The organism is Oceanobacillus sp. B139/18, assembly GCF_055524595.1.
Genome location: NZ_JBVFXI010000002.1, coordinates 544,902 through 562,940 on the forward strand (window position 1 = coordinate 544,902; position 18,039 = coordinate 562,940).

Below are 18,039 nucleotides of genomic sequence, written 5' to 3' on the forward strand. Positions count from 1 at the left end.
AAGAGCGTTTCAGCCAGGAAACATGAGTCCCTTGTACTTTTGTTTGTAAACGGATATATAGGGAAGCATACAAAACAAGGCAGGCCCTTTTTAAACCATTGATTCAGACAGTTATCCATGACATCCTAAAAACATTCAACACAGATGAGGAGATGAATAAATGAATAAACGTTTAATAGACTGGCCTACTTTCATATTAGCGCTTGTTATTTTGTTTAGTGTCGTTATTCCATTGATTTTATTCCCGGAAGCCGGCGCATCCGTGATTAATCAGGCAAATGAATTTGTCACAGGAAATTTTGGTATTCTATACTTATTATTGGGACTCGGCGTCCTAATCTTTCTGCTTTATGTGTCATTCAGCAGAAACGGTAACATAAAACTCGGCGACAGAAATACAAAAAAAGAATTTGGAACATTTTCATGGGCTGCCATGCTCTTTTCCGCAGGTATCGGCTCCAGTATATTATATTGGGGAATGATTGAATGGGCTTACTATTATGAAGGGCCGCCGTTCGGTATTACACCGGAATCGGAGGAGGCTATCAACTGGGCAGCAAGCTACGGCATGTTCCACTGGGGACCTGTTGCATGGGCACTATATACATTGCCCGCCCTGCCAATCGCTTACTTTTACTATGTCCGCAAAAAACCTGTACTTAAAATCAGCGAAGCTTCCCGACCGGTTATTGGCAAACACGCAGATGGACCGCTGGGGACAATAATTGATGTCTTGTTTATTTTCGGTCTGCTTGGTGGAGCCGGAACAACGCTGGCACTTGGAACGCCAATGATTGCAGAAGGCGTGAATCACGTTACTGGTATTCCTGTATCGCTGGGAATGCAGGCAGTCATTATGCTCATATGTACTGCTATATTTGCATTCAGCTCGTATTCCGGTATTAATAAAGGGATTAAATTGCTGAGTGACTTAAATATCTGGCTCGTGTTATTTATTCTAGCCTTCGTCTTTATTTTCGGTCCAACCTTATTTATCAGCGAAATGACGTTTACAAGTATCGGACGGATTGTCAATAATATCTTTTCCATGGCAACCTGGCTTGAGCCATTAGCTTCTGTTCCAGGATATGAAGCAACGAATTTCCCGGAAACCTGGACCGTTTTCTACTGGGCATGGTGGGTGGTTTATGCACCGTTTGTCGGGCTCTTTGTAGCTAGAATTTCACGAGGAAGAACAATCAAAGAGATGGTTCTTGGAACATTAATTTACGGAACACTGGGCTGTGTCCTGTTCTTTGGGATTTTAGGAAATTATGGCCTTTATCTGCAGCTGTCCCAATCTTTCGATGTGATTGGATTTATGAATGAATATGGAGCCCCGGCTGCCATTATTGCTATTTTGGATCAGCTGCCGATTTCCTGGTTTATTATTCCTGTCTTCACGATACTCGCTATTATTTTCTTAGCGACCACCTTTGATTCAGCCTCCTATATTTTGGCAGCTGTAGCCCAAAGAAAACTAATCGGCGGCGAGCCAATGCGCTGGCACCGGATTTTCTGGGCATTTATGCTAATGATTTTGCCGATGGCGTTAATGTTTATCGGCGGGTTGGAGACCTTGCAAACAGCCAGTATTGTTGCCGGATTCCCGGTTATTTTCATCATGATTCTGCTGGCATGGTCGTTTATGCGGGCTTCTACAGACGATTTAAAACTGCAGAGAGATGCTAGAAAGCCAAAATCGATTACGATTGAAAATATAAGCAGAAAGGATTAGCTTTTGTTTCCTGAAGGTTGCTCCCTTTCTGTAAAAAAATGATTGCTAATACACAAAACGCACTTGTGCTTCAGAGCCTTCCGCTCGCACAAGTGCGTTTCTTCTATCCAGTTATTCTTCAGCAATTATTTTATTTTTTCTAATGCGTGTTCTGCCTGCGTTTTTGGTTCTTTCCAAACCATTGCCACAGCAATACCTGCTAACAATACCATTGCTGCAAAATAATAAGGATAATTTAAATTTATATCAAATAATATCCCGCCAATAATTGGTCCAAATACATTTCCAATACTTGTAAACATCGAGTTCATTCCACCAACAAAGCCTTGTTCATTATTTCCAGCCGCTTTTGACAGATAAGAGGTCACAGCCGGTCTTAGTAAATCAAAGCCTATAAAGATAACAATCGTTACGAATAAAATCATCGCATAGCTTTCCACAACGGTCATTGCCGTAACAAGAATGGCAGAGAAAATGAGACAATAACGAATCAAACGGATTTCTCCCCATTTATTTGCCAATTTACCGAACAAGGCAACCTGTGCAATCGTGCCGACAATCGCTCCTCCGGTAATAATGATCGCAATATCCTTCGGTGTGAATGCAAATTTATGATCCACGAATAGAGAAAATAGCGATTCAAAGGAAGATAAACCAAATGCGGTAATAAATATAATAATAAACGCGATAAAGTACATTGGAACAAAGATTCTTCCTAAGCCGGGTTTTGGAGCTGCTGTTTCTCCTTGTTCCATTTGTTTTCTTTCTGGTTCACGTAATGTTATTGTGGATAAAACCGCTGTGAATAAGGCTAAACCTGCCGCTGCGAAAAACGGGACTCTCGGTCCTACTTCCGCCAGCAATCCACCGACACCAGGACCAATAATAAATCCGGTGTTGATCGCTGCAGACATATAGCCTAACGCTTTCGGTCTGGATTCAAGCGTTGTAATATCGGCAATAAATGCGGTAACTGCAGGCATTATAAAAGCAGCACTCACTCCACCTAAAATTCTTGAGATAAATAAAATTTCTACGGTCTTCCCGATACCGAATAAAAACTCACTAAAACTAAAAATCAATAATCCGATAACGATCATGCGTTTACGTCCAAACACATCGACCCATCTTCCAGAAAGTGGTGAAACAATAAGCTGCGCAACTGCAAAAGCTGCTACCAAGTACCCTACAACAGATCCAGACAAATTCAATTCATTCATAATAGTAGGTAAAACTGGAATAACTAACCCAATACCTAAAAATGCAATAAACAAATTCATCAGCAAGATAGACAGTGTCATATTTTGTTTTTCCATACTTCATTTCTCCTTAACTAAAATTTCATTTAAAACCTCCCTTAGGAATCTGATACATCATATCACAACTTTTTTATTTCAGATATACTTTTGCTCAAAATTTTTTTGCCTTTTTTTCGACTGCCATCGACTTCTTTTAACAACATGCATGTTTATAATCGAACAGCTATAAATCCTTTTTGCTGCAGCAATATTCCAGTCATTTCATAATGCATAAAAAAAGATTGCACCGGTTAATCATGCAATCTTTTTTACAAAATTATTTTTTAAAATGTTACCCTTACCCAGCCTCGTACACTATTAATCAGCCAGACCTCTTCAAAAGAAGAGATGTCTTTCTTCCATAGAATTTTTTCTTTTATTACTCCCCGCTCCAGCAGTTCTTCCCGGTAAGTACCCGCAAGGAGTCCCGAAGAAACAGGCGGCGTATAATAGTCACCCTGTTGTTTTATTACCAGATTCCCAATCGTAAACTCCGTCAGCTGTTCTTCTTCATTCCATAGAAGGACATCAAAGGAAGCAGGGGCTTGCTCTCGAAAAGACGTGTACATTTGCCGATTCGTCGTTTTATAATAGTAAAAAATATCATTTTTATTGATTGGCGAGGAAGCTATCCCTGCTTTTTTTATTGCTTCCGACTCTTTCATAAGCGGCGTACAGGTTATGTTTATTTCCCCATCCTGCCCCAATAAAAGGCGTACTCTTTGTTCTCCATCATAATTCTTTACCTTTTCCTTCAGCTGTTGCCGGATATTATCCATGGAATAAGGATACTGGAATTGAAGCGCCGTTCGTTTTAGCCGGGCGAAATGCCTGTTCAGCCGAAGTATCTGTGTCCCATCATATTTCATTGTTTCTACAATTTGAAAGGATGGAGAAGCCGCTTTTAAAATGGCTGTTTTTGCTAAAGCTTCTTCATATTCCCCTTCCGTATCCGACTCCCAGGTAATTCCTCCTCCTGCTCCATAAACAGGCGGTTTCCCATCCTTCATCCAAGCAGTCCGTATCGCAACATTAAATAGTGCATCTTGATTTGGTGTGATAAAACCGATACTTCCACAATAAATATCTCTCGGTGAATCCTCCAGCTCGTGAATGATTTCCATTGTACTTTGCTTTGGTGCACCGGTGATGGAACCGCAAGGAAATAACGCTTTAAATAGATCAAAATTGCTGAGGTTTTTTTTTAATTCTGCCCTAATGGTTGAGGTCATTTGATAAACTGTAGGATACTTTTCTATTTCAAAAAGCTTCGGTACATGAACAGAGCCCCTCACAGCAATTTTCGATAAATCATTTCGAAGTAAATCCACAATCATTACATTTTCTGCCCGGTCCTTTTCGGAATGAGTGAGCTTCCTTTTATTAGAGGAATCTTCCTCTGGAGTCCGCCCTCGTTTGATGGTTCCTTTCATTGGTTTCGTATGGATGAACTGCTGCCTTCGTTCAAAAAACAGCTCCGGAGAGGCAGATACAATTTGGTAATCCCCTATTTGCAGATGGGCACCATACCTTGCCTGCTGCGCTCCAGATAATTGTTCATACAGTAAATCTGCATCCACTGATCTATCTGCTTCCATCCGAACAGTATAATTTACTTGATATGTATCTCCTCTCGCAATCGCAGCTTTTATCGATTCGATATTTTGCTGATACTGCTGCTTGGGGGTTGTCATCTCCCAATTCACCAGAGGATAGGCACGGTCAGCAGCCGGCCTTGTGTGCTCCAGCTGTACACTTTTAAAAACCCCCATCACCATAAGCGGCAGGTCGCTTTTTTTATGGGTCACCAGATTTTTATCAAATGCCGAGGCAGCTTCATAGGAAATATATCCAGCCAGATAATAGCCCTGCTGCTGGTATCCTTCCATTTGTGCAAAAACATTTTCTACTTCATCATCTGAATGAGCAATTAGAATGTCCATCGGCTTGTCAAAAATACGGCGCACACCTGCTTCTTCTTCAAATGAAAAATCAAATAACATTTTCGTATTCTCTATCATTTTTGAAGTTCACCTGCCTTTTTATATTGCATTAGAAAATTCTTCAGCAATGTATAGCCATGCTCCGTGCTGATGGATTCCGGATGGAATTGCATCCCTTCGATGGGGTAGGCTTTATGACGTATCCCCATGATTGTTCCATCCTCTGTAGTCGCGCTGACTTCAAGGCATTCCGGAATGCTGTCCGAATCGATACTTAAGGAATGGTATCTTGTCACCGTAAAGCTTTTAGGAAGCTGTGAAAAAACGCCCTGCTGGTCAGTAAAAATAAGCGACTGCTTTCCATGAACAGGATTATTTTTTATCACGGCAGCTCCAAAGGCTTGGCCGATAGCCTGATGCCCGAGACAAATACCAAGAATAGGAATACTTCCTTTAAAATGCTCAATGACCTTTAATGTCATTCCTGCTTCTTCAGGCGTATGGGGTCCTGGCGATAAGACAATATACTCCGGCTGCTGCTGCTCGATTGCTTCGATAGTCAGCTGGTCATTATATTTAACGACAACCTTTTCACCTAAATTCTCCAGATAGTGGACGATATTATAAGCAAATGAATCATAGTTATCTATCATTAAAATCATTTCTTCACCTCCAGATCGTCAAAATAGTAAATCTCTATAACTCCCCTTCCTTTAACAGCTCCCATTGATTATCCATTCCTTGAATAGCCTGGAATAATGCATTTTTTCCTTTAATATCATAATGTTCTTCATGCCCGTTCATATCTATGTTCCCTTCTTCATTTACGGTCAACGCATAATTTTCTTTAGAGCCTTGAAACAGAAGCAGATAACCAGAGCTTACAAAGTCATTTGTTTCATTGAGTTCCATTGCTTCACCAGCTTTTAAAATCTTGGCAATATCTTCTTTTTCCGTTAGCGAAATGGCTTTAGGCTTTCCTGTCGGCTTCACTTCGTATATGGTAATTTCTTTAATCTCATGTGCTTCATTCATATTAGAGGGTAATGTTTGTGCAAATAGTTTACTATCTCCTCCCCATTTTCCAACGAGGAAAAATACTCCTGCTACAATGACACATGTAATAATAAGTATCTTTTTCATCATGCTGTCCACCTTTTTTGCTTTAAATGAATTGTCTGTTCTTATTATTGATATTGTGAACTGTTTTGTCCATCTGGAAAGTGTATGATTTTTTGTTTTTATTATATAAGGTAAAAAAGCAGGAGCAAATAGCTGCCCCTGCTCTCCTTACTTTTCAGTGATATTTTTATTTTTTATTTCATATACATGATCTGCTGTATTTTCGATAAAGGCTGCATCATGGGAAACAAAAATAATGGTGCCCGGATAGCCTTTAAAGAATGCTTCTAAAGCTTTCGTTGTCTGGATATCCAAAAAATTCGTCGGCTCATCCAGTAATAAAATATGGTAAGAGCCAAGAAATAATCTGCACAGCTGCAGCCGGATCGCTTCACCGCCGCTTAAGTGACACAGTTTTTTATAAATCGAATTTCCTTTAAAATACATAGCATGCAGAATGCTGCGTAAAAAGCCTTCCTCATAATCGGTTGTTTTCTTTAAACTGTCTAAAACCGTTTCGTCTGACTTCTCCTGATAAGCAAGCTGGTCAAAGAAACCAAATGCTACTTTCGGTGAAATCTCCAGTCCTTCCTGCCGCTCGTAAACCGCCTTCAGCAGCGTACTTTTTCCAGAACCATTCGCTCCGGTAATCGCAATTTTTTTACCCAAAGGAAATTGAAAACGGACTTCTTCTAAAAGCAGTTTTTCCCCAGCCTTTAGCGTCAGCTGATTTCCCATTACCGGAAAGGAATGATGCAGTTCTAACGCTTTGGAACGATGAAACTGAATGGGCCGTTCATGCTGAATAGCATCGACCTTTTCCAATTGGTCCATCCGTTTTTCCATGGCTTTGGCACTTTTTTGCATCGCCTTTTGCGAAACATCTTTAGGTTTTGACGCAAGCCGCCGGTCCGTTCCTTCTTTCTTTCGGGCATTTGCTTTTGCGCCCTTCGTCATTTTCGCAGCCTTTTGCATTTTATCCTGTGCTGCTGCTTCTAAACGGGCTTTTTCCTTCAAATATTGCTCATGCGCTTCCTGCTGCAGATATTCCTCCAAAGCCTTCTGTTCTTCATACTCCGTATAATTACCGGAGTAAACATGGATTTCTCCGTCACGAATTTCCCAAATCGTTGTAACGAGCTGGTCTAAAAGCTTCCGGTCGTGGCTGATTAACATTAGCGTCCCATAATAATTCTCCAGTTCTCTCCGTAAATAACGGATTCCCTGCTGATCAAGATGCGTAGTTGGTTCATCAATCAACAGTGCTTCGTTATACGCTGCCAAAAGCTGTGCTATTTTTATTTTCGTCTGCTCACCGCCGCTGATACCTTCCTCTATATTGGGAACCTGAAGCTTGCCTAATACCTTTGGATCTGCTTGTTCCTCACCCGGGAATTCCATTTGTTTTAAATAAGCAAAGCTTGCATGGCGGTGTATTTTCCCTTTTGTCGGCTCTATCTCTCCTGCCAGCAAACGGAGCAGATTTGTTTTTCCCGCCCCATTCGGACCGACAATACCAATCCGATCCATAAAATGAACCGCTAACCGTTCGATGGAAAAAATATCTTTATCTAAATACGTTAATTCGACGTCTTTTATTTCAAATTGAATGTTTTGCATATTTGCTACCTCCGAGATTTTTTAATTTCTCGTATCGATAGCCTGTAACTGGATCGATACGAGCTTGTATTTTCTGATAACAAGCCCGTATCCATTAAAAGAACAATAGCATCTGCATCGTCATCTCTCCCTATTTTTTATTAGAACGAACACCCTGCTTCCCCGCGCAAAAAGAAATAGAAATCCTTTTGTTGTACCTGTATTTCATCATTAAAAAAGGACAGCAAATCGTCTGCTGTCCTTTTTACATACTTCCTTCAGGAAAAAGATATACCTCATGTATACCTTCCTTATAATAGCTAAAAAAGACAGACGACTCCTATTTCTCTGCGAGCGTCAAAGCACAGGCAGAGCTTGAACATGTTATCAAATTAATTGTTCAAGTCTAGGAATCGAAATCTCATCTTAGCACATTTTCCCTTCCGTTCTGAATTTAATTTTATTATATATCGCTGGATAAGTAACGTCAATCACACATTTAAATTTGGAGCTGAATTAAAATTCTGCCAAATGAATGTATTACCTAACACAATTGCAAGTAAAAAAAACTTTTTTTTCATGATACTAAATTAAACACTACTGAATATTGGTTATATAATATATAAAATTAAATTTAATACTCAAATTGACTTTAAATAGCTCCCATCCCACCGTCAACTCGATATTGTGATCCGGTTATAAACTTACTTTCATCAGAGGCTAGAAACAATACTAAGGAAACAATATCATTTGAATCTGCATAACGCTTTAATGGAATTGCTTGACTATAAGTTGTTTTTACAGACTCCGGTTCATCCGGATTCGTATCTGCTTCAAGTGAACGCATCATTTCAGTGTTCACTGGTGATGGATGAATGGAATTTATTCGGATATTATTATCAGATACTTCTAATGCGGCAGTTTTCGTTAACCCCACAACAGCATGTTTAGAAGCTGCATATGGTGCCATCTCAGGAGAACCTCTTAATCCGTCAACAGAGGAAGTATTTATAACACTGCCACTTTCTTGTTTTATCATAATTGGCAGTACATATTTAAGTCCTAAAAATACACCGCGAGTATTTACAGCAAGCACTTTATCAAAGTTTTCGGCTGTTTGTTCAATTAAGGAGGTTTTTTTGCCTGTTATACCTGCATTGCTAAAGAAAATATCGATTTGTCCAAACTGTTCAACAGTTTTTTGCACATAATTTTTAACGTCTTCTTCTTTAGACACATCTGCCCCAACTGTAATTACTTGGCCAAAAGACTCAAGTTCCTCCTTAACTTTATTAAGCGATTCTTCAAACAAATCAACTAAAACTACTTTCGCTCCTTCTTTTAAAAAGGTAGTTGCTGTTTCTTTACCAATGCCGCCAGAACCACCAGTAATCAACGCAACTTTACCATTTAACTTTCCCATTATAATTTCTCCTCGCATACTAAGTTTCAACAAATATCTTAAATAAACTCTCATAAAGGAAAACGCTTTTCTAAATGATTAAAATATTAATTTCCAAAATAAACCTATAAATTGGTATAATGATTAAGTCATAAGGTTTAAATTTTGAGAATTCCTTATAACGTTAAACAATCTCATGTGTGTCTACAATAAAGGTAGTAATTTCTTCAATAAATGTTTTTGCATGTTCCATTGCCTTCTTGCCTGCTTCTGAAGCAAAAGCAGCCTTCAAACTGTTTGTATCCTCAAACCAAAGTTCAACAACACCATCGATTGGTACATCTTCATATCCAGCTGGGGATCTGTTAATGTTACGGTCGATCACTAAATTTTGTGTATAACCTTTTACATCAGGCATAGCTTTTAAAAGTTCTGCATGTACTTCTGCCCACTCACTTTTAAAAACCTCTATATCCACATCTGGACGGCGCTTAAGCAGTGACATCCGTTTTAAAAGAGATTCATCATTAGAAACTGGAATTACTACATTTTGTTCTACAATAATTAATTGCATTTTTCCAATAAATTGCTCTTCATCTTTTGAAAGCACCTTAGTAATATCTGAATTAAAACTGTGTTTCATTGAAGCTAAGTCATCAAACCAGAGCTGAGAAAAACCATCTACCGCTTGCGATCCTCGTGTATAATCTATACCTAATTGTTCAGAACTAGTCACATGATTTTGATGATATTTACGTAGCCTCGGAATTTGGGAAGCAATTGAACCGTGTTTCTCTACCCAATAATTGTGAAATTCTTCAATCGTTATATTTTTCTTTTTTTGTAATATCCCCATTCTAACAACCATTAGCTTTTCACCTTCCTGTTTTCATTAAAATTATTCATCTTATTTCTCTATTGCGCAGTATAGCCTCCGTCAATTACTAATTCACTTCCTGTCACAAATTTAGATTCATCCGACGCTAGATAAAGAGCACCGTAAGCAATATCTTCTGGTTTGCCTAGTTCTGGCCAAGGAAATTTACTTTCAAGAGGATGCCCCTCGTTTGTTGCTATAGAACTTGACATTGGAGTTTCTATAACACCTGGATGAATCGAATTAACTCTAATGTAGTCTTTGCTCAATTGTACAGCAGCTGATTTACTCATTAATCTTATTGCCCCTTTTGAAGCATGATAAGAAATAGATCCTCCACTACCTACGAGACCGTAAATTGAAGAAATATTTATAATTGACCCTCCGCCTGATTTTTTAATTAAGGGTGCAGCATGCTTCATACCTAGAAAGGTCCCTTGCGTGTTTATACTTTGAATATGATTAAAATCTTCAAGTGAGGTCGACTCTAACCCTTCTCTTGATAATATACCAGCATTATTTATAAGCACATTTAATTTTCCTAATCTTTCTTTTGTAATAGATACAACATTCTCCCATTCTTCTTCTGAAGAAATATTATGTTTGATAGAAACTACTTCTCCATCTTGATTTATTATAGCTTTTTCTGTTTCGTACAAACCTTCTTCATTTATATCCGTTATAACAACTTTCGCTCCTTGTTTAGAAAATAATAAAGCTTCTGCTCTTCCTTGACCGCTAGCGGCGCCTGTAATAATAGCTGTTTTGTCTTCTAGTCTCTTCACTTTAAATCCTCCATTAATCTATAATCTTTTATAATTAACGCTGAATTAATGATTCTTTTCCTGGGTACCATTTTTCAGAAACTCTGTTAAGTCCTTTAGGCAATACCTCACTCCACGCTTTTTCATAGCTTTTCGGTCCTTCGATAGATTCTCCTAATTCGATTGCAGCTCTTAGCGGCCAATAAGGATCGCGTAATAATTCTCTTGCCAGAAATACTAAATCTGCTCTCTGGTTTTTTAATATTTCTTCAGCTTGACTGGCATAGGTAATTAACCCAACAGCTCCAGTGTCTATTTTAGCTAGTTCTTTAATTTTCTCTGCAAGAGGAACTTGATAACCTGGAAACACCTCGATTTTGGCTGGGACCACTGCTCCAGAACTACAATCTATTAAATCAACACCTTGCTCCTTCATTTGTTTGGCAAAATAAATGAAATCATCCATCTTGTTTCCTTCCGGATGATATTCAGATGCAGATATTCTTACAAATAAAGGGCCACTCCATACGGTTATTATTTCATCTAAAATCTCTCTTAAAAAACGATAACGATTCTCTCTAGTTCCTCCATATTCATCGGTTCTTTTATTAGATAACGGTGATAAAAACGCATTGATTAAATACCCATGTGCACCATGGAGTTCAATAACATCGAAACCTGCCTCTTTAGCCCTCTTTGCTCCTTCTTTAAATTCTTCTATAGTAGTCTTGATATCTGCATTACTCATTTCTTTAGGTGTTTTCATTGTATCTTTATACGGAATCGAAGAAGGAGCAAATATAGGACCTTCCACGTCGGCTTTTCTGCCAGCATGTGCAAGTTGAATTCCTATTTTAGAATTAAATTTGTGAACAGCATCCACGATTGTTGTAAGACCTGCTATATGATCATCCTTCCAGATTCCCAAATCTAATTCAGAAATTCTCCCTTGTGGATTGATAGCTGTTGATTCCAGAATAATCAATCCTGCCTGCCCCATAGCTCGGCTTATATAATGAAATCTATGAAATTCGTTTACTTTACCGTCTTTTTCTTTTGATGAATACATACACATTGGAGACATGACAATTCTGTTTTTTAAAGTAATTCCTTTCAACTTGTACGTTGAAAATAATTTACTCATTTTCATTCACAACCTTTCATTAATTACTAAAAATACTTGGTAACCACAAAACTAATTGCGGGAATACTAACGTTAGAATAAGAACAAAAATGATAATAAGAATAAATGGAACAACCCCTCGATAAATTTCTGCTGTTGTTATTTGTCCTTTTACAACTCCTTGCGTATAAAAAAGCGCATGCCCAAATGGAGGTGTAAGAAATGAAGTTTGTAAAAGTACTGCAATACAGGTGACTACCCAAATCATATTGAAATCATGCATTTGAATCAAAGGCATAAATATCGGAAAAATAATCATTATAATTCCAACCCAATCAAGAAACATACCTAAAATAAAGACAAGAACCATCATAAATATAAAGATTCCCCATTGATTCAGTCCTAACGTATCAACAAACCCTTGTATTACCCCCGCCCCATTCAAACTTAAGAACATGGATGCAAAAGCTGTAGCACCAATCATAATAATTAAAACCATTGCCGTTGTCTTAGCTGTTTCATACATTGCTTCCGTAAGCATCTTCAAACTAAACTTCCGGTAAAATATTGTCATTAAAAATGCCACAAATGCACCTACACCAGAAGCCTCTGTTGGTGTGGCAACTCCTGTGTATATCGTACCCAACACAGCCAAAATTAAAATTAAAGGAGGAACCAAATTAACTAAACTTCCTGTAATTCGTTTTCTAATCGGCATAGCCGCTGCTTCTTCCTCTGTTAAAGCTGGTCCATAATCTGGGTTTTTCCAACATATAAAAAGAACATATACAGCATAGAAAAACGCCAAAAGCAGTCCAGGAACAATGGTTGATTTGAATAAGTCCCCTACAGATACTTGAGCCTGAGCTCCCATTACAATTAACATGATGCTTGGAGGTATTAGTATACCTAATGTTCCACCTGCAGCAACAACACCTGCTGATAAGCTTTTGTTGTATCCATACTTTAATAAAACTGGGATACCTAAAACACCCATTGTTAGAACGGACGCACCAACAACACCTGTTGTTGCTGCAAATACAGTCGATACAATAACGATAGCTAATGCTACTCCTCCACGTAGTCCGCCTAATAAGTACCGCAACGACTCAAATAACCCTTCTGCGATTTTGGATCCAGCCAGCAAATTTGCCATAAAAGTAAATAAAGGGATTGCAACTAAAGTATAGTTATTCATTATGTCATAGATACCATTGACAAAAATGCTTACGGATTGCGGACCCCATCCAATTAAACCAAATATGAGAGCAAGCCCTCCCAACACAAAAGCGATGGGATGTCCTGTCATAAGCCCTAGAATTAAACCTACAAACAGTAATATAGCCAGGATTTCCGCCATTAGTGACTTCCCTCCTTCGCTAATATAACGATTCTTTTTAATACTTCAGATATACCTTGCAGCATCAATAGCCCAAATGCAACCGGGACTATAGTATAGGTTAAGTACACTGGTGCTCCAAATAAGGATGAGGAGGTCTCTTTTATAATCCACGAATCAACAGCATTTCCGAAACTTATATAGAAAACAAAGATAATAAATGGAAAAAACAAAATAAAGTAAGTAATTAAATCCATGATTGCCTGCTTTTTTTCTGATAGACGGCTATATAGCAAATCAACGGAAACTAAACTTTTGTAAAGTAGAGCGAAGGCTGCGACAATCATAAAATGAAAACCAAATACCATAGTAATTACTTCATAAGTCCATATGGTAGGAGAGTTAAAGACCCTTCGACTGATTACTTCAAATACAATAAGCAAGGTCAACACGAGAATAGACCAGGATCCTATTCTTCCTACCCATAAATTTATCGTGTCTATACCTTTGATAACTTTATGAACAACACGCATATTAACTTACTCCTTCCATTTTCTCAGGATATAATAACTTCACTGGAGTTTTAGAGGGCCGATTTATCAGCCCCCTACTATCTAAATTAGAGGAATTTGTTCTAAAATAACCAGAAAATTTTAATCTAATAATGTCTCTGCATTTGTTCCAAATCCCCAAGGTCCCATGATATCCCGATACCCAGAAAACGTTTTCATAAATTCTTTTTGACTTTCTAAGACCATTGCAAAATCCGAGTTTTCTTCTGCCAATTCATCTTGAATTTTAATTGTTGTTTCGATAATCGTTTCCACATCTTCTTCTGGAAACTCAGTAACTGTAACAGAACCTGATTCTATCATTTCACCTGTAACGAGCGCATCTTGATAAAGCTCATCAAATGTTGTTTCCAACATTGTTGTTTTTGCTGCCGTTTCAACGACAAGTTGTAAATCTTCAGGTAAAGACTCCCAAACATCTTGATTAATCATTACTCCTGTTACAGAAGCAGTTTGATGCCAAGAAGGTGTTGCAACATAGTTTGTAACTTCATCAAGATTCAGTGCTTTATCTCCCGATGGTCCACTAAATTCAACAGCATCAATTACTCCTCTTTGTATCGATTCATATAATTCTCCAGCTGGCAAATTGACAGGATTACCTCCAAATTCTTGCATTAACCTAGATTGTACAGTTCCTACAAAACGAATATTCAAACCATTTAAATCTTCGAGACTTTCAATCGGTTCAGTTGATCGAATACCTGATTCAGTAGCTGGAATATTGTACGGAAAGTAGACAAGATTTTGCTGACCATAAATTTCATTGTAGATTTCCATTCCTTCATCTGATTGAATCCACATAGCATAATCAAAAACACTCATTCCAGCTGCACTTGTGCCTAACAAGCTAAATGCTGAATTAAGCCCAGACCATGAACCAGGCCAATCCCCCCCTGCTTCAATTGTCCCGTTGCTAACCGTATCTAACAACTGATCACTGGCTGTTAATTCGCCCTCTTGGTGTAAGGTAATATCTAACCGTCCATTACTAAGCTCATTCACAAGTTCTGCAAATCTTTTATCTCGTTCAAATTGAATTGAGCCAGAAGGATACGTACTTGACATTCTCCAACTAAATGTTTCTCCGCTTGAATTTTCTGTTGAAGCAGAAGAATCTTCATTTAAACAACCAGACAAAATGAAGCTAAACATCATTAATACAACAGATAGAGACACTATTCTTTTACTCATTCTTTATCCCGCCCTTAGTTTTATTAAAAAGAAGAAGCTTTTTTTTGCATCAGTAAAATAATTACTCCTTCTGAAACAAGTTCTCCTCGCTGGTTGTAAACATAGACACTACGAGTTAGCACACCACTGTCTTTTTTTGAAGTTTCCTTCATTTCTTTTACAACAAATTTTGCATGAATTGTATCCCCTGGAACAACTCCTTTTTTAAATCGCCAATTAATTTCCAGCAAGCCAAGAGTAGAATCATTCACATGTCCCATCATAGCTTGTAACCCAGTAACAACGGAAACAGATAATAGCCCATGCGCTACTCTCGTCTTATATGGTGTCGTTTTAGCAAATTCTTCATCGATGTGCAATGCATTAAAGTCGCCTGACAGGCCTGTAAATTGTACAACATCGGACTCAGTAATTGTACGTCGAGGAGATATCATTTCATCTCCAATTGCAAAGTCATCAAAGTACATTGTCATTGAACTCACCCTTCTTATTATTCGTTATCGCCCTGTCCAAATCGGATCTCTCTTCTCTTTAAATGCTGACATTCCTTCGTTGTAATCTTCTGTTCTACTCAACACAACTACCTGATCTCTTAAATATGTTAAAGAGCTTTCATAATCCATATTTTGAATCATATACATGCTTTCTCTGCCTAGAGAAAGTGCTACAGGATTTTTTGCACTTAATTTCTCTGCCATCTCATATACCTTTTCTTCAAATTCTTCCCCTAAAAAAAACTCATTTATTAATCCTATTTCCTTGGCCTTTTCTGCATTTATACGATCACCGGTGTACATCAGCTCAAAAGCCTTTTTCTGTCCAACACTATTTACTAAGGGAGAACTGATCATCATCCCCCATAAACCTACGTTAATTTCTGGAGCGCCAAACTGAGCAGACTCTTTTGCATAAACTAGGTCACAAGAAACCGCCAATCCCAAACCACCAGCTAAAGCATACCCGTTTATGGCACCGATTATAGGTTTTTTCATTTTGCGTAAAGCTAATAAACAATCTCTATATTTAGTAACATGTTTTTTGAAATTGATTATATTGTTATCTTCACTCATTCCTCCAAGATCTGCTCCTGAACAAAATGACTTTTCACCTGCTCCCTTCAACACGACAACTTTTACTTCAGAATCGTTTGACAACTCTTCACAGGCTTGTTTAAACTTCTCCATCATTTCACCTGAAAGTGCATTATGAACGTTAGGACGATTTAATAATAAAGTAGCTACTCCTTTATGTTTTTCTACCACAATTTCTTGTTTATTCATTTCAATACCATCCTTTACACTGAACTGTTTTCATTGTGGAAATAAAGTTATTTCCACAATGAACTTAATGTTGCCACCTAAACTTTCGTTTGAAATAAATATTCTTTAATGAAATTGGTGGTCGTATTTCCATTTTTAAATTCAGGGTGAGTAACAATTTTTAATAATACGGGAATATTTGATTTGATACCTTCTATTTCATACTTTTCTAGAACGTTTACTAAGTTCTTAATTGCTTCATCACGACTATTTCCTTTTACAATCAATTTTCCAATCATTGGGTCGTAAAATGGTGTGACAGTTGTTCCTTCTTCAATTGCTAACTCATGACGAATATTCTCTCCAGTTAAAATATTAAATTTTGTGATTTTTCCAGGAGAAGGGAAAAATGTTTTAGGATCTTCTGCATAAATTCGAACTTCAATTGCATGACCATTTAATTGAATATCTGATTGCTCTAAAGTAAGTAAATTTCCATTAGCAATTTTGATTTGCTGCTCTACTAAATCTACCCCAGTAATTTCTTCAGTAATTGGATGTTCCACTTGTAATCTTGTATTCATTTCCAAAAAGTAATAGTTTTTATTTTCGTCCATAATAAACTCAACGGTTCCCGCATTTCTATATCCAATAGCTTTAGCAGCTTGAACTGCGTCTTCCCCCATTTTTCTTCTCGTTTTTTCATCTAAAAAAGGTGAAGGTGCCTCTTCCACTACTTTTTGATGACGCCTTTGGATAGAGCATTCTCTTTCTCCGAGGAAAATTGTATTCCCCTCATTATCTGCTAGAATTTGAATCTCAATATGTCTCGGTTTTTCAACCAGTTTTTCTAAAAACATAGCACCATTGCTAAAAAAGTCAGTTGCTCGTTTTTGATTTCCACTAAATGCTTTTTTCAATTCATCCTGATTATGAACCATTTGCATTCCAATTCCTCCACCACCGGCAGATGCTTTCAGCATAATTGGATATCCAATTTGTTTTGCTGCAATTTCAGCTTCTTCTACATTTAATAAAGGTGTACTATCACCCGGAACAATTGGAACACCGGCTGCTTCCATCGCTTTTCTGGCCTCAATTTTACTTCCCATTTTCTCAATTACTTCAGGAGTTGGTCCTATAAAAACAATCCCGTTATTATGACATGCTTTTGCAAATCCAGCATTTTCAGATAATAATCCATAGCCCGGATGAATTGCATCTACATTTGCTTCTAGCGCTATTTCAATAATTTTATCTACATTTAAGTAGCTTTCATTCACACGTGGTCCACCAACTAAATAAGCATTGTCCGCCACTCTAACATGCGGAGAATTTTCATCTGCTTCTGAGTAAATTGCTACTGCTTCGATTCCCATTGAGTGACAAGAACGAATTACTCGTGCTGCAATCTCTCCTCGATTAGCAATTAAAATTTTCTTGAACAAAATAATCACCTTTCTATATTAAAGATTATGGTAACCTATTGTTTTAACTTTAAAATCACATCTCCATCACTTACAAAGTCACCTTCACTAACAATAATTTCTTCTACTTCCCCTTCTGAATCTGCTGAAATAGGGATTTCCATTTTCATCGATTCCAAAATAACAACATCTTGTCCAGCACTAACTTTATCTCCTTCTGCCACTGTTATTTTCCATACATTTCCTGCCATGTTAGAAGTTATATTCATCACTTTCACCTCGTCAGATATTTTAATTTATAGTAAACGAACTCTTCTTTCAACACTTATAAATATGATATTTTCTTATACTTGGAACACTAGAAATTTGTACTGCATCGGAA

General features: G+C 37.7%; 16 protein-coding genes and 1 pseudogene. 1 reads left to right on the forward strand and 16 read right to left on the reverse strand.

Annotated elements, in window-relative coordinates; genetic code table 11:
• Positions 1-160 precede the first annotated feature (160 nt).
• Positions 161-1,738: a BCCT family transporter gene (locus tag ACZSMY_RS10045; RefSeq protein WP_042532632.1), complete on the forward strand. Its 1,578-nt coding sequence runs from the start codon at positions 161-163 to the stop codon at positions 1,736-1,738.
• Positions 1,739-1,863: 125 nt separating this feature from the next.
• On the opposite strand, the gene ACZSMY_RS10050 is transcribed toward ACZSMY_RS10045, so the two are convergent.
• The 16 genes and pseudogenes from ACZSMY_RS10050 to ACZSMY_RS10125 form a co-directional block, all read right to left on the reverse strand.
• Positions 1,864-3,054 carry an MFS transporter gene (locus tag ACZSMY_RS10050; protein ID WP_042532630.1) on the reverse strand — a complete coding sequence of 397 codons (1,191 nt, stop codon included), beginning with the start codon at positions 3,052-3,054 and terminating at the stop codon, positions 1,864-1,866.
• Positions 3,055-3,320: 266 nt separating this feature from the next.
• The gene (gene pabB, locus ACZSMY_RS10055) at positions 3,321-5,057 is read right to left on the reverse strand and encodes an aminodeoxychorismate synthase component I (protein WP_465147734.1); all 1,737 of its coding nucleotides are present in this window, start codon (positions 5,055-5,057) and stop codon (positions 3,321-3,323) included.
• On the reverse strand, positions 5,054-5,641 hold the full coding sequence (locus tag ACZSMY_RS10060) for an anthranilate synthase component II (RefSeq protein ID WP_212928813.1): 588 nt from the start codon (positions 5,639-5,641) through the stop codon (positions 5,054-5,056). Before ACZSMY_RS10060 ends, pabB begins: the two co-directional genes overlap by 4 nt.
• Before the next feature lie 34 nt (positions 5,642-5,675).
• Complete coding sequence (locus tag ACZSMY_RS10065) at positions 5,676-6,125, reverse strand: hypothetical protein (protein WP_042532624.1); 450 nt, start codon at positions 6,123-6,125, stop codon at positions 5,676-5,678.
• A 144-nt stretch (positions 6,126-6,269) separates the two neighbouring features.
• Positions 6,270-7,721, reverse strand: a complete 1,452-nt coding sequence (gene abc-f, locus ACZSMY_RS10070) for a ribosomal protection-like ABC-F family protein (protein WP_465147735.1) — start codon at positions 7,719-7,721, stop codon at positions 6,270-6,272.
• A gap of 631 nt (positions 7,722-8,352) precedes the next feature.
• Complete coding sequence (locus ACZSMY_RS10075) at positions 8,353-9,123, reverse strand: SDR family NAD(P)-dependent oxidoreductase (protein WP_465147736.1); 771 nt, start codon at positions 9,121-9,123, stop codon at positions 8,353-8,355.
• 163 nt (positions 9,124-9,286) lie between these two features.
• Positions 9,287-9,970, reverse strand: coding sequence for an EthD family reductase (locus tag ACZSMY_RS10080; protein WP_465147737.1), 684 nt, complete (start codon positions 9,968-9,970; stop codon positions 9,287-9,289).
• 47 nt (positions 9,971-10,017) lie between these two features.
• A complete protein-coding gene (locus ACZSMY_RS10085) occupies positions 10,018-10,764 on the reverse strand; it encodes an SDR family NAD(P)-dependent oxidoreductase (RefSeq protein ID WP_465147738.1) in 747 nt (248 codons plus the stop codon).
• Positions 10,765-10,876: 112 nt separating this feature from the next.
• Positions 10,877-11,893, reverse strand: a pseudogene (gene namA / locus ACZSMY_RS10090) (NADPH dehydrogenase NamA); the annotation flags it as partial.
• Between the two features lie 13 nt (positions 11,894-11,906).
• Complete coding sequence (locus tag ACZSMY_RS10095) at positions 11,907-13,226, reverse strand: TRAP transporter large permease (protein WP_455725556.1); 1,320 nt, start codon at positions 13,224-13,226, stop codon at positions 11,907-11,909.
• Positions 13,226-13,738 (reverse strand): TRAP transporter small permease subunit, encoded by a 513-nt coding sequence (locus tag ACZSMY_RS10100; protein WP_042532616.1) that lies wholly within the window; start codon positions 13,736-13,738, stop codon positions 13,226-13,228. Before ACZSMY_RS10100 ends, ACZSMY_RS10095 begins: the two co-directional genes overlap by 1 nt.
• A gap of 120 nt (positions 13,739-13,858) precedes the next feature.
• Positions 13,859-14,971, reverse strand: a complete 1,113-nt coding sequence (locus ACZSMY_RS10105; RefSeq protein ID WP_052484993.1) for a TRAP transporter substrate-binding protein — start codon at positions 14,969-14,971, stop codon at positions 13,859-13,861.
• A gap of 23 nt (positions 14,972-14,994) precedes the next feature.
• Positions 14,995-15,444 (reverse strand): MaoC/PaaZ C-terminal domain-containing protein, encoded by a 450-nt coding sequence (locus ACZSMY_RS10110; protein WP_042532614.1) that lies wholly within the window; start codon positions 15,442-15,444, stop codon positions 14,995-14,997.
• 24 nt (positions 15,445-15,468) lie between these two features.
• Complete coding sequence (locus ACZSMY_RS10115) at positions 15,469-16,251, reverse strand: enoyl-CoA hydratase/isomerase family protein (RefSeq protein WP_042532612.1); 783 nt, start codon at positions 16,249-16,251, stop codon at positions 15,469-15,471.
• A 77-nt stretch (positions 16,252-16,328) separates the two neighbouring features.
• The gene (locus ACZSMY_RS10120) at positions 16,329-17,678 is read right to left on the reverse strand and encodes an acetyl-CoA carboxylase biotin carboxylase subunit (RefSeq protein ID WP_465147739.1); all 1,350 of its coding nucleotides are present in this window, start codon (positions 17,676-17,678) and stop codon (positions 16,329-16,331) included.
• A 35-nt stretch (positions 17,679-17,713) separates the two neighbouring features.
• The gene (locus ACZSMY_RS10125) at positions 17,714-17,926 is read right to left on the reverse strand and encodes an acetyl-CoA carboxylase biotin carboxyl carrier protein subunit (protein WP_042532608.1); all 213 of its coding nucleotides are present in this window, start codon (positions 17,924-17,926) and stop codon (positions 17,714-17,716) included.
• Between the last annotated feature and the right edge of the window lie 113 nt (positions 17,927-18,039).

Coding starts and splice junctions, on each gene's coding strand:
- ACZSMY_RS10045 (WP_042532632.1), top strand. CDS start 161: ATGAATAAACGTTTAATAGACTGGCCTACTTTCATATTAGCGCTTGTT.
- ACZSMY_RS10050 (WP_042532630.1), bottom strand. CDS start 3,054: ATGGAAAAACAAAATATGACACTGTCTATCTTGCTGATGAATTTGTTT.
- pabB (WP_465147734.1), bottom strand. CDS start 5,057: ATGATAGAGAATACGAAAATGTTATTTGATTTTTCATTTGAAGAAGAA.
- ACZSMY_RS10060 (WP_212928813.1), bottom strand. CDS start 5,641: ATGATTTTAATGATAGATAACTATGATTCATTTGCTTATAATATCGTC.
- ACZSMY_RS10065 (WP_042532624.1), bottom strand. CDS start 6,125: ATGATGAAAAAGATACTTATTATTACATGTGTCATTGTAGCAGGAGTA.
- abc-f (WP_465147735.1), bottom strand. CDS start 7,721: ATGCAAAACATTCAATTTGAAATAAAAGACGTCGAATTAACGTATTTA.
- ACZSMY_RS10075 (WP_465147736.1), bottom strand. CDS start 9,123: ATGGGAAAGTTAAATGGTAAAGTTGCGTTGATTACTGGTGGTTCTGGC.
- ACZSMY_RS10080 (WP_465147737.1), bottom strand. CDS start 9,970: ATGGTTGTTAGAATGGGGATATTACAAAAAAAGAAAAATATAACGATT.
- ACZSMY_RS10095 (WP_455725556.1), bottom strand. CDS start 13,226: ATGGCGGAAATCCTGGCTATATTACTGTTTGTAGGTTTAATTCTAGGG.
- ACZSMY_RS10100 (WP_042532616.1), bottom strand. CDS start 13,738: ATGCGTGTTGTTCATAAAGTTATCAAAGGTATAGACACGATAAATTTA.
- ACZSMY_RS10105 (WP_052484993.1), bottom strand. CDS start 14,971: ATGAGTAAAAGAATAGTGTCTCTATCTGTTGTATTAATGATGTTTAGC.
- ACZSMY_RS10110 (WP_042532614.1), bottom strand. CDS start 15,444: ATGACAATGTACTTTGATGACTTTGCAATTGGAGATGAAATGATATCT.
- ACZSMY_RS10115 (WP_042532612.1), bottom strand. CDS start 16,251: ATGAATAAACAAGAAATTGTGGTAGAAAAACATAAAGGAGTAGCTACT.
- ACZSMY_RS10125 (WP_042532608.1), bottom strand. CDS start 17,926: ATGAATATAACTTCTAACATGGCAGGAAATGTATGGAAAATAACAGTG.